Annotated in this window: 12 protein-coding genes; 7 read left to right on the top strand and 5 right to left on the bottom strand. The window is 68.2% G+C overall.

Annotated features, from left to right (window positions below):
- Positions 1-96: 96 nt before the first annotated feature.
- The gene (locus DMC61_RS19080) at positions 97-885 is read left to right on the top strand and encodes an ion transporter (protein WP_016331669.1); all 789 of its coding nucleotides are present in this window, start codon (positions 97-99) and stop codon (positions 883-885) included.
- Here DMC61_RS19080 and hrpB read toward each other — a convergent pair.
- Complete coding sequence (gene hrpB / locus DMC61_RS19075; RefSeq protein WP_125690417.1) at positions 870-3263, bottom strand: ATP-dependent helicase HrpB; 2394 nt, start codon at positions 3261-3263, stop codon at positions 870-872. The genes DMC61_RS19080 and hrpB overlap by 16 nt on opposite strands.
- A complete protein-coding gene (locus tag DMC61_RS19070) occupies positions 3260-4087 on the bottom strand; it encodes a glutamate ABC transporter substrate-binding protein (RefSeq protein WP_125690416.1) in 828 nt (275 codons plus the stop codon). Before DMC61_RS19070 ends, hrpB begins: the two co-directional genes overlap by 4 nt.
- A gap of 91 nt (positions 4088-4178) precedes the next feature.
- Here DMC61_RS19070 and DMC61_RS19065 point away from each other — a divergent pair, with 91 nt between their 5' ends.
- Both DMC61_RS19065 and DMC61_RS19060 read left to right on the top strand, forming a co-directional pair.
- Complete coding sequence (locus tag DMC61_RS19065) at positions 4179-4667, top strand: MauE/DoxX family redox-associated membrane protein (protein ID WP_016331672.1); 489 nt, start codon at positions 4179-4181, stop codon at positions 4665-4667.
- Between the two features lie 2 nt (positions 4668-4669).
- Positions 4670-5464 (top strand): thioredoxin domain-containing protein, encoded by a 795-nt coding sequence (locus DMC61_RS19060; protein WP_125690415.1) that lies wholly within the window; start codon positions 4670-4672, stop codon positions 5462-5464.
- Positions 5465-5581: 117 nt separating this feature from the next.
- Here DMC61_RS19060 and DMC61_RS19055 read toward each other — a convergent pair whose 3' ends face one another.
- Entirely contained in the window at positions 5582-6460 is an 879-nt protein-coding gene (locus DMC61_RS19055; protein WP_125690414.1) for a LysR family transcriptional regulator, read from the bottom strand.
- 125 nt (positions 6461-6585) lie between these two features.
- Here DMC61_RS19055 and DMC61_RS19050 point away from each other — a divergent pair, with 125 nt between their 5' ends.
- Entirely contained in the window at positions 6586-7407 is an 822-nt protein-coding gene (locus tag DMC61_RS19050) for a ThuA domain-containing protein (RefSeq protein ID WP_125690413.1), read from the top strand.
- A 144-nt stretch (positions 7408-7551) separates the two neighbouring features.
- Here DMC61_RS19050 and DMC61_RS19045 read toward each other — a convergent pair whose 3' ends face one another.
- The gene (locus DMC61_RS19045; protein ID WP_125690412.1) at positions 7552-8259 is read right to left on the bottom strand and encodes an RraA family protein; all 708 of its coding nucleotides are present in this window, start codon (positions 8257-8259) and stop codon (positions 7552-7554) included.
- Between the two features lie 9 nt (positions 8260-8268).
- Complete coding sequence (locus DMC61_RS19040; RefSeq protein WP_233594858.1) at positions 8269-9216, bottom strand: hypothetical protein; 948 nt, start codon at positions 9214-9216, stop codon at positions 8269-8271.
- A 181-nt stretch (positions 9217-9397) separates the two neighbouring features.
- On the opposite strand from DMC61_RS19040, the gene DMC61_RS19035 reads away from it, so the two are divergent.
- The 3 genes from DMC61_RS19035 to DMC61_RS19025 are packed head-to-tail and all read left to right on the top strand — an operon-like array spanning position 9398 to position 11880.
- The gene (locus tag DMC61_RS19035) at positions 9398-10591 is read left to right on the top strand and encodes a lipid-transfer protein (protein WP_199750027.1); all 1194 of its coding nucleotides are present in this window, start codon (positions 9398-9400) and stop codon (positions 10589-10591) included.
- Between the two features lie 18 nt (positions 10592-10609).
- Positions 10610-11041 carry an SRPBCC family protein gene (locus tag DMC61_RS19030; protein WP_016331679.1) on the top strand — a complete coding sequence of 144 codons (432 nt, stop codon included), beginning with the start codon at positions 10610-10612 and terminating at the stop codon, positions 11039-11041.
- Complete coding sequence (locus DMC61_RS19025) at positions 11038-11880, top strand: MaoC/PaaZ C-terminal domain-containing protein (RefSeq protein ID WP_125690410.1); 843 nt, start codon at positions 11038-11040, stop codon at positions 11878-11880. Before DMC61_RS19030 ends, DMC61_RS19025 begins: the two co-directional genes overlap by 4 nt.
- Positions 11881-11888 lie beyond the last annotated feature (8 nt).

Genomic DNA, 11888 nt, shown 5'->3' with positions numbered 1-11888 from the left:
GACACCCGCGGTCATTGCCCCGAAGTCATCGGCCACCCCTTACTTTCGGCAGGTGCCGCTCGGCACGAGTCGCCGCGGAAAGGCAGAATCGGCGCCATGACCACCCGCGAACAACGGCGCGTGAATCCGCTCGACCTGGTGATGCTCGTCCTCGCCGTGTTCTCCGTCGGGCTGCTCGCCTACGTGACGTTCTTCCCGCATTCGGAGGAGACGGCGCACCGCGTCTTCGTCATCGACACGACGGTGTGCGGCATCTTCGCGCTGGAATTCCTCTGGCGGTGGCGGCGCAACGGCTGGGAGAAGCGGTTCCCGCTGCGCAATTGGTACGAAATCCTCGGCATGATCCCCATCGCGCATCCGGCACTGCGCGGTTTCCGGCTGTTGCGGATCATCGTGGTCCTGGTCCGGCTCGCCCGGACGGCGGACCGCGCGTTCGGGGAGCGGTTCACGCAGCGGCTGGTCGAAAGGCTTTCGCGGCCGATCGTGCTGGCGATCAAGAAGCCGATCACGATCGCGGTGCTCGACGAGGTCGTGAAGGTACTGGAAACCGGGAACTATCCGCAGAACCTCGCGCGCTCACTCGGCGAGAACCAGACGCTGCTGCGCGGGATCATCGCGGAGAAACTCAAGAACGATCCGCAGGCCGGGCGGCTTTCGAAGCTGCCGTTCCACGACGAGGTGGTGCGTTCGGTGATCGACACCGCGATGCGCGTGATCCTCGAAGTGCTGACCGATCCGCGGATCGACGAGTTCTTCGCGCATGTGGTGCGGGAGAACCGGGAGCAGATCCGCAGCGCCGTGCAACTGGGGCTCAACGAACGTGAGGACGACGAGGAGTTGGCGGCGCAGTTGCCGACCAGACCTCAGCATCAGTTGATGGACTGACCTCGTGACGTGCGCCGGGTGGGCGCGGCGGTCAGCGGGTCCTCCGGCCACGGATGTTTCGGGTAGCGCCCGCGAAGATCGGCCCGTACGGCCGCGTAACCGTTGCGCCAGAACGATTCCAGATCGGCGGTGACCGCGGCGGGCCGTCCGGCGGGGGAGAGCAGGTGGAGCACGACGGGGACACCCGCCAGCTGCGGTGTCGCGAGCCAGCCGAAGGTCTCCTGCAGTTTGACCGCCAGCACCGGCTGCTCGCCCGAGTAGTCGACCCGGATCCGCGAACCCGACGGTACCTCCAGCCGGTCCGGCGCCAGTTCGTCCAAACGCGACGCCTCGGGCCAGGGCAGCAGACCGCGCAGCGCGGCACCCGCGTCCAGCGAGGCCAGATCCGATCGGCGGCGTGCCGTGCCGAGGTCGAGCCAGATGTCCAAAATGGACAGTAGGTCGGTATCGGCGACGGAGGGCCAAGGTGCACCCAGCACCCGGTGCAGGAAGGACAGACGTTTGCGCAGTCGCTTCCCGTCCTCCGACCAGCGCAGCAGGCCGAGCCCTTCGGTACGCAATCCGTCCAGCAGCGCGGCGCGGATCGCGTCCGGCGCGGGCGAGCGCAGCGGCTTCTCCGCGAGCACGATCGCGCCGAGCCGTCGCACCGATCGCGCGACGACGTCACCGGACAACCAGCGCACTTCGTCCACAGAGGACACCAGATTCGGCGCCGCGCGGACGGCGAGGTCTTCGTCGGCGGGCGCGGCCAGGCGGATGATGCCTTGCGCGCGGCCGGGATCCCGGGTCGCTTCGGCCACCGCCAGCCATTCGACGTCGGCCAGCCCGCTGCCGCGCGGGAGTTCGGCCGCCGTTCCCCCGGCCATCAGATACACCGGCGTCCCCGCGGCACGACGCCGCGCGAGCCGCTCGGGATGCGCGAGCGCCACCACCAGCGCCGGATCGGAGGCGTTGCCGCCGTCCGGCACCAGCTTGGAAAGCCGTCGCACGTCACGCTTCCAGCGCTCATCGCCGCGTGCTCGGCGCAACTCGGCTTCGAGGTCGGTCAACGTTCCGCCATTGTCCAGCAGCGCGACGACTTCGGCGGCCGAACGCGCGTTGGTCCGCGCCGCGCCGTCCAGCAACGCCCTCGCCAGCCGCGGATGCAGGCCCAGCCCGGCCATCTTCCGCCCGCGCTCGGTGACCGTGCCGTCCTCCGTGGTCGCCCCGAGGGTGGTCAGCAACGCGCGTCCGGCGGCCAGCGCGCCTTCGCCGGGAGGGTCCCACCAGGTGAGGCCGGAACCGTCCGGAGTGGACCAGCAGGCGAGTTCGAGGGCGAACCGCGCCAATTCCGCCGTCCGGATCTCGGGTTCGGGATAGGCGGGTAGCGACCCCTGCTCGTGCGCGGCCCAGCACCGGTACGCGCGGCCCGGCGCCTCACGTCCGGCGCGGCCGGCTCGCTGTTCCGCGACCGCGGCCGAAACGCGGACCGTCGCCAGCCCCGGCAGGCCGCGCCGGTGATCGACCCGGGGAACGCGGGAAAGCCCGCAGTCCACCACCGCGCGCACCCCCGGCACGGTCAGGCTGGACTCGGCGACCGAGGTCGAGAGCACCACCCTGCGCCGGTCGCGCGGGCGTAGCGCGTCGTCCTGGCTCGCCGCCGAAAGCCGTCCGTGCAAGGGCAGCACGTCGGCGTCGAGGCCGTGGAGAAGTCCGCTCACCCTGGCGATCTCACCGGCGCCGGGCAGGAAGGCGAGGACATCACCGTCCCCTTCGGACAGTGCTTTGTGGATCACCCTGGCCACGGTCGCCTCGATCCGCTCACCGCGCGCGGGCGGGGAGTACGAGACGTCGACCGGATAGGTCCTCGCGTGCGCGGTGATCACCGGCGCGTCGCCGAGCAGGGCCGCGAGCCGTCCGGAGGCCACCGTGGCGGACGTCGCGAGCAGCCGCAGGTCGTCCCGCAACCCGGCGCGCACGTCCAGCAGCAGCGCGAGCAGCAGATCCGCGTCGAGATGGCGTTCGTGGCATTCGTCGAGCAGGACGGCCGACACCCCGGCCAGCTCGGGATCGCCCTGTACCCGCCGCACCAGCAAGCCCGAGGTGACCACTTCGATCCGCGTCGAAGATGACACCTTCCGATCGCCGCGGACCGAGTAGCCGACCGTCTCCCCGACGCGTTCGCCGAGCAGGGACGCCATCCTCGCGGCCGCGGCCCGGGCGGCGAGCCGCCTCGGTTCGGCGACGATCACCCGGCCTTCGCCGTTGTCCAGGGCGAGCGGCACCAAAGTGGTCTTGCCGGTGCCAGGGGGCGCGACGAGGACAGCGGTGCCGTGGGCGTCGAGTGCGGCTTCGAGTTCGGGCAGGACGGCGCGAACCGGCAGATCGGGAAGGGTCACTTCTCGGTGACCTGCGGCGGAGGCGGGATCCGGTAGCCGGACGGGCCGATGTTGCGGTTCAGCGATTCGAGCCATTCGCCGGACGAGATCATCTTCTGGATCGCCTTGGCCACCGCCGCCCTGCCCTCGGTGTCCTCCTTGCGCAGTCCGACGCCGTACTTCTCCTTCGAGAACGGCTTCCCGACGACCCTCAGCAGCTCCGGGTTCTGCGCCACGTAACCGGCGAGGATGACGTCGTCGGTGGTCACCGCGTCCACCTGCCCGGCGAGCAGCGCGGTGACGCAGTCCTGGTAGCGCGGGTACTCGACGAGCTGCACGGCCTGGGCGAACTTGTCGCGCACCTGCTCGGCGGAGGTGGTGCCGCCCACGGCGCACAGCTTGCGGCCGTTGAGGTTCTCCGGCCCGGTGATGTCGGTCGACCGGAGGCGGACGAGGAGATCCTGGCCGGTGTCGAAATAGGGGCCGGCGAACGCGACGACCTGTTTGCGTTTCTCGGTGATGGAGTAGGTCGCCACCATCAGATCCGTGATCCCCGAGGTGATGTCCGTCTCGCGGGACGACGGCCTGCTGTCGTGCCAGGTGATGTGATCCTCGTCGACACCCAGTTCGCTCGCGACGTACTTCGCCACGTCGACGTCGAAACCGACGTAACGGCCGTCCATCGTTCTTTTGGAAAGTCCCGGCTGGTCGAAGCGGATGCCGATGGTGAGCTTGTTGGACGCGACGGCGCGCGCGACGAGAGAATCCGACGGACCGGCCTCTTCGCCGCAGGCCGCCGCTGTGACCAGCATCAAGCAGGTCACCAGCAGGGCGCGTCCCCTCATCGGGTGCCTCCGTCCGCCGCCTCACGTTGTTCTCAGGGTCGGCGGTTAGCCTAGGCCCGTGCGTAGACCGCCCCAAGTCGTACTCGACGCCGTGGGCACACTCGCCCGGCTCGGACTGGCCGCCGTCTGGTTGATTTCCGGAGCGCTGAAGATCAGCGATCCGGGGCAGACCTACATCGCGGTCCAGGCTTTCGACGTCCTGCCGGACGGGCTCGTCCGCCCGGTCGCGATCGGCATGCCGCTCGTCGAACTGGCGCTCGGCCTGTTCCTGCTCGCCGGGTTCGTGACCCGGTGGGTGTCGGTGCTGTCGGTGCTGCTGCTCGCGGTGCTCATCGCCGCCATCGCCCAATCCTGGGCGCGCGGGCTGAGCATCGACTGCGGCTGCTTCGGCGGTGGCGGTCAGATCGCCGCGGATCAGACGCAGTATCCGCAGGAGATCGCCAGGGACCTCGGATTCGCGCTCTTGGGTGTGTGGCTGATCGTGCGGCCGCGGACCTGGCTGTCGGTGGACGGCTGGCTCGGGAACTCCGGGGCCCCCGCCGACGACGACTATGTGGGTATCGCTGAAGGGAACGAATAATCGTGGGTGGAGCTGAGCGCAACGCTCGGAAACGCAAGCAGCAGCAGACGGCGGCGCGCTCGGTGGCACAGGCCAGGGGCGTCGCGGGCGGCGACAAGAAGAAGGTCGTCGCGATCACCGTCGCGGTGGTCGTCCTCGCCGCGTTGGTGATCGGCGGCGTCATCTGGACGACGTCCAGCAAGGACAGCACCGAGGGCAAGGTGATCGGGGCACAGCCGACCGCTTCGGCGCCCGGCGTCGTCGAGAAGCGCGACGGGGCCGTCGTGGTCGTCGGCAAGCCCGAGGCGAAGAAGACCATCGACATCTACGCCGACTTCCTCTGCCCGGTCTGCAAGCAGTTCGAAGAGTCGTTCAAGGGGCAGATCGAAGAGCAGGTGAACAACGGGACCCTGCAGGTCCGGTACCACATGCTGCCGATGCTGAACCAGCGTTCCGACCCGCCGGGCTACTCGCTGGACTCCGCCAACGCCTCCCTCGCGGCGGCCGACGCGGGCAAGTTCCTCGCCTTCCACGACGCGCTGTTCAAGGACCAGCCGGAGGAAGGCGGCCGCGGGTTCGACAAGGCGCAGCTGATCAAGCTGGGCCAGGACGTCGGCATCACGGACCCGGCCTTCGCGCTCAAGGTCAACAGCGGCGCGTACGACCAGGAGATCCAGGACGCGTACAAGAAGATCTCGACGGACCCGTCGCTGCAGCAGGACTTCGGCAACGGCCCCGGTTTCGGCACGCCGACCGTCACTGCGAACGGGCAGGTCGTGAAGCTGGAGGAGGGCTGGCTGCAGAAGGTCACCGGCTAGCTCGTCCCGTGAAGGCCCCCTTCCCTCGGCTCAGCCGAGGGAAGGGGGCCTTCACGCTGTTCGGGGTCGGTGGGGCGGCCGGGTGGTAGCAAAGGTCCCTTGCTCCCTTTCCGCAGGTCAGGGGTGCGAAGTGATGGAGGCGAAGGCCTGTACGCGGGCTGTCTCCGCGGAGCGTGGCCAGACGAGGCCCCACTCGACGTCGGGTGAGTCGGCGAAGGACACGAAGCGGATCCGCGGGTGGCTGAAGTACTCCCGCGCGTGCGCGGCGAGCGGACAGATGCCGGCGCCGGTGGCGATCGCGGCGAGTAGCTCTTGAAAGGTCGCGAAGGGCGTCCCCCGGCTTACGGGATGCCCGGCGGGCGTCAGCCACTGTCGCGGTTCCTCGATCCAATACGGCTCCGGCGGATGCGCCGCGCGAAGGACGGTGTCGCGGGCGAGGTCGTCGAGGGTGACTGACTTGCGTCGCGCGAAAGGGTGTTTCGACGACACCGCGAGCACCATCGGTTCGGTGTACACGGCCGGTCCGGTCGTGAGATCGGGTTCGTCGACCGGAAGCAGCGTCACCAGCACGTCGATCTCACCCGATCGCAGCATCGCGAACGGGTCGGCGAAGTCGGCCTCGCGAATGAGCAGTTCGGTGTCCGGGTAGCGCTGCCGGAAACGGTCCAGCAGGTCTTCGGCCAGGTCGGCGACGCCCGGTGCTTCGAAGCCCAGCCGCAGCACGCCGCCGATCCCGCGGCCCGCCGCGATCGCGCGGTCGATGCCTTCGTGCAGCGCGCGGTAGGCGGGGCCGAGGTCGTCCCGCAGTCGCTCGCCGATCGGCGTGAGCCGGACCCGCCTGCTCGTGCGGGCGAACAGCGGTACGCCGATCCGGCGCTCCACTTGCTTGATCGTCTGGCTCACCCTCGCCTGCGAGACGTGCAGGCGTTCCGCGGTGCGGCCGAAATGCAGTTCTTCGGCCAGCGCCAGGAAGATCTCGATATCCCGCAGTTCCATAATCCCCAGGTTATCGATAGGCGTCGGTGCCGGTCAGCGGGAACCGTTTTTTTCGCAGGTCTGGCGCTTCGTCATGTGTTAATTCAAGATGTGAACTTAAACGCTTCCGGCATGGGTGGTGGGGTATGACGAAATTCGCGGTCCGGCTCGCTCTGCTGTTCGTTTCGTGTCTCGCGCTGGCGTTGGCGCCGGTGACGGCACAGGCGGCACCCGCGTTCAAGGTGCTCGCGTTCTACAACGGCACCTACGACGCGGCGCACATCAGCTTCGTCAAGGAAGCCAATCAGTGGTTCCCGAAAACCGCTTCGCAGAACGACTTCAGCTACACCGCGACCAACGACTGGAACCGGCTGAGCTCGTTGCAGCCCTCGCAGTACCAGGTCGTGCTGTTCCTGGACGACCTGCCGCAAACCTCCGCGCAGCGCTCGGGCTTCGAGAGCTACATGAACGCGGGCGGCGCGTTCTTCGGCTTCCACGTGGCCGCCTTCAACACCAATCCGTCCACATGGGACTGGTACCACAACAGGTTCCTCGGCACGGGCGCGTTCAAGTCCAACACCTGGGGTCCGACGACGGCGACGCTGAAGGTGGAGAACCGGCCGCATCCCTCGACCACACGGCTGCCCGCGACGTTCACCTCGTCGGTGAGCGAGTGGTACGCCTGGAACCGCGACCTGCGCGGGAACCCGGACATCCGGATCCTCGCGTCGGTGGACCCGGTGAGCTTCCCGCTCGGGACCGACCCGAACCAGTCCTGGTACAGCGGGTACTACCCGATCCTCTGGACCAACGTGAAGTACAAGATGCTCTACGCGAACTTCGGGCACAACAAGATGAACTACGAGACGAACCAGCCGCTTTCGTCGAGTTTCGCCAGTGAGGTGCAGAACCGCTTCGTCATCGACGGACTGCTGTGGCTCGGCGGGAGGCAAGCCGCGCGAGGATGAGCCGGGCCGCGAGTGGTAGCAAAGGTCCCTTGCTCTCTCGCGGTGCCGTGAAGGCCTCCTTGCCTACCCTGAAGGTAGTGAAGGAGGCCTTCACGGACGACGGGTGCGGTGTGCCCGGGGTCAGGTGGTAGCAAAGGTCCCTTGCTACTCCTCGATGGCGCCCCCGACCGCCCGTAGGTGCTGCCGAAACGTCAGCGAAGGCGACTTCGCCCGCTCCGCGAGGAAGTCGGCGAAGCGGACCTGCTCGCGAAGCGACTCTCCGGCGCGGATCCGGTCGGCCTGGCGGCGCTCGGTGTCGCGGATGCCTTCGGCTCGGTCCAGGACCTCGTCCGCCCGGTCGGCCGGGACGAACAGGACGCCGTCCTCGTCACCGAACACGAGGTCTTCCCGCGTCACTGTCCACTCCCCGACGACGGCCGACTCGAGCGCGCCGTCCGGGCGGGTGGAGACCGAAAGCGGACCGGTCGGGATCGAGCCGAGGCTGAACACCGGCAGCCCGATCTTTTTGATGTCGGCGGTGTCCCGGTGCAGCCCCCAGATCACCACGCCGCTCAGCCCGGCCGCCTGCGCTTCGAGGACCGCGAGGTCCCCGACGCAGCTCTCGTCGAGCCTGCCGCCGTTGTCGACGACCAGGACGTCGCCGGGGTTCGCGATTTCGTACGCCTCCAGGAAGACGTCGACGCTGCCGACGTGCCGGGCGGGGGTGACCCGCCCGGCCACGCGGGCGCCGGGCACGACCGTGTGCGTGCCCGCGGGCGCGCACCGGACCTGAACGCCGGCGCGGACGCAGCCGTCGGTCAGGTGTGCGGTGGTCAGCAGGGAGAACCGCTGCCGAAGCTCTTCGGGATCCATACCCCGACTTTAGCCACGGCGCCACACCACGAGCTTGTCGTAGTAGTCGTCGTCCTGCAGGGTCCCCATGATTTCCCCGTTGTCGCTCACGATCGCGCCGCAACCGCTGGACGGCGCGGGAAGCGTCTCGACCGGGCCGCCCGGCGTCCACGCCGCGGGAATCGTGTCGGTCCCCATGGTTCGCAAACAGCCCGTGAGGAGTCCCGACCCGTTCAGCGCGGTCACCGTCATGGTCTCCGGCACCGGGATGGACGTGTCATGGGCCGTCCAAAGCCGTTGGCCCCCTTGGAGGTCGGCCAGCACCTTGCCGTCCCGGATCGCGATGGCGCGTGCTTCGCGGACGCCCTCGGGAAGGACGAGTCGCCGTGCCACGCCGTCCTTCCAGAGCCAGACGCCGCCGAACTGTTCCTGCATCAGGATCGTGCCGTCGTGATCGATGTCCACCGGGCTGAGCAGCGGCGGGGAGTCCAGGAGCACCGGGTGCGCGCGGTCGCCGGCCGGCCAGAACGCGGCCCACGAGCCGTATCGAGGATCGTTGTACACGCGGCCGACGATGTCGCCGCGGTTGTTCATCCCGGTGACGACCGTCTGGGCGTACCCGGGAACCTTCTCGAGGAGCTGGAACGCGCCGTTCTGGAAGACGAACGAGCGTTTGGTCGCCGTCGAACTCGCGTACCCGTTCGCGAGGATGGCCTTCGACGTGTTCTCGTCCACGGCTTCGACCGTGTCGTAGCCCGCCGGGAAACCGTGGTTCCGCACCATCCAGCCCGACCAGGTGAGCAGTCCCCGGTTGGAGTGTCCCGCGTAGCTCCCGGCGCCGTCGGTGGCCACCACCCGGATGGCGTCTCCACCTGGCGGCCGTAGGTAGCTCATCGTCCAGCCGCTCGCCGACGCGGTGCCCACCGACAACAGACCGGCGGCGACGGTGGTCGCCAAGACCATGCTCGTCCGTTTCATCGTTACCCCCTGTGAGTCGTGTTCTCCCTGTTTAACGGGGGTGTGGCTCGCCCGTCTGCGTCACCTGACACGCACCGTGCCGGAAGTAACATCCGTTCAGACCTGTATGTAAGGGGTTGATAAATACAGACCTGTCTGTATCTTCAGTGGCAGCAGCGACCCGGCAACGACAAGGAGCGTCGTGGTGGCCAACAAGGTGTACGTCGTCGGCGTGGGCATGACGAAGTTCGAGAAACCCGGACGCCGCGAGGGCTGGGACTACCCGCAGATGGCCAAGGAGTCCGGGACCAAGGCGCTCGCCGACGCCGGGATCTCCTTCGACGAGGTGCGGCAGGCCTACGTCGGCTACGTCTACGGCGAGTCGACCTCCGGGCAGCGCGCGGTCTACGAACTCGGCATGACCGGGATCCCGGTCGTCAACGTCAACAACAACTGCTCGACCGGGTCGACCGCGCTCTACCTGGCCGCGGAGGCGATCCGGGGCGGGCGGGCGGACTGCGCGCTCGCGCTCGGCTTCGAGAAGATGCAGCCTGGATCACTCGGCTCGACCTACGACGACCGCGAGCAGCCGATGGGCAGGCACATCCAGGCGCTCGCGGAGATCTCCGAGGTACTTTTCCCGCCCGCGCCATGGATGTTCGGCGCGGCGGGCCGCGAGCACATGAAGACCTACGGCACCACCGCCGAGCACTTCGCCAAGATCGGCGAGAAGAACCACCGGCATTCGGTGAACAACCCGTACGCGCAGTTCCAGGAAAGCTATTCCCTGCAGGACGTCCTCGACTCGCGGATGATCTACGACCCGCTCACGAAGCTCCAGTGCTCGCCGACCTCGGACGGTTCCGGCGCCGCGATCCTCGCCAGTGAGTCCTTTGTGGACTCGCACGGGCTGGCCGGGCAGGCCGTGGAGATCGTCGGGCAGGCGATGACCACCGACTTCGCCAGCACCTTCGACGGCACCGCGAAGAACATCATCGGCTACGACATGAACGTCCAGGCCGCCCGCCAGGTGTACGACCAGGCGGGGCTCGGCGCGGAGGACTTCCAGGTCATCGAGCTGCACGATTGCTTCTCCGCCAACGAACTCCTCCTCTACGAAGCGCTCGGGCTCTGCGCCGAAGGGGAGGCAGGGAAGCTCGTCGACTCCGGTGACACCACCTACGGCGGGAAGTGGGTCGTCAACCCGTCCGGCGGACTGATCTCCAAGGGACACCCGCTCGGCGCCACCGGCCTCGCGCAGTGCGCCGAACTGACCTGGCAACTGCGCGGGACCGCCGACAAACGCCAGGTCGACGGCGTCCAGGCCGCGCTGCAGCACAACATCGGACTCGGCGGCGCCGCCGTCGTCACCGCCTACCAGCGCGCTGAGCGCTGATCCCGAAAGGAAGAACCAATGGGCAAGATCAGTGCCTCCGTCGAACTCCCCGCCGCTCCCGACAAGGTGTGGGCGGAGTTCTCCAACCCCAACAACTTCGAGAAGTGGCTGACCATCCACACCAAGTGGAAGGGCGAGGTCCCGGCCGAATTCTCCAAGGGGGCGCAGGCTTCCGAGGTCGTCACGATGCTCGGGATGCCGAACACCATCACCTGGACGGTCGACGAGTTCGAGGCGCCGTCGAAGCTCGCGATCTCCGGCACCGGGATGGCCGGGGTGAAGGTCAAGTTCGAGCTGTCGGTGGAGGCGTCCGGAGACGGGTCGCTCGCCAGCATCGACGCGGAGTTCGCCGGCCAGATGATCGTCGGCGCGCTCGGCAAGGCCGTCGAGAAGGACGGCAAGAAGAACCTCGACGCCTCGCTCGAGAACTTCAAGGCGCTGGTCTCGTGACCGAGCGGTTCGACCCCGGCGGACTCGGCAAGTGGACCGACGAGTCGCGGTTCGAGGTCACCCGCGAGCGGCTGATCGAGTACGCGAAGGCCACGAACGACCCGATCCCGGCGCATCTCGCCGGTGACGTCGCGAGCCCCGTGTTCGCGATCGTGCCGGTGTTCGAGTCGCTGATGGAGCCCGCGCTCGAGGTCGTCCCGGTCGGCTTGTTCGGCCGGATCGTGCACGGGGAGCAGGAATTCCGGTTCCACCGGCCGATCCGTCCCGGCGACAAGCTCGTGTCGCGGGCGCGGATGACCGGCTACGAGGGCTTGCCGAACGGCACCCGCGGCACCATCCACCTCGAATGCCGGACCGACGACGGCGACCTGGTCAACGAGCAGTACGTGACGCTGTTCGTGCGCGGGTTCGACACCGGCGAGACCCGCGGCGAACTCGGGCCGGACCACAAGTTCGACGAAGGCCTCCGTGCGCAGGCGCCGGTGGCGAAGGTGAACCAGCACGTCGACGACGACCAGACGTATCGGTACGCGCCCGCCGCCGGCGACCCCATGCCGATCCATCTCGACGAAGAGGTCGCGAAGGATTCGGGACTGCCGGGGATCATCGCGCACGGCCTGTGCACCATGGCGTTCACTTCGTGGGCGCTGCTGACCGAGGTCGCCGGGTCCGATGTGGACAGACTGAAGCGGTTCGCCGTCCGGTTCGCCAAGCCGGTGCTGCCCGGCCAGGACCTGACGACGCATATCTGGCGCGCGGGCGCCGGGAGCTACGCGTTCGAAACCACCGTCGGCGAAACCGTCGTGATCAAAGACGGTCTCGCGGAATTCGCGGAGTAGGAGCAAAG

It is taken from the genome of Amycolatopsis sp. WAC 04169, assembly GCF_003947535.1.
Taxonomy (GTDB): Bacteria; Actinomycetota; Actinomycetes; order Mycobacteriales; family Pseudonocardiaceae; genus Amycolatopsis; species Amycolatopsis keratiniphila.
Note: the sequence above shows the minus strand (reverse complement) of the source record. Positions and strands in the feature narration are given on the sequence as shown.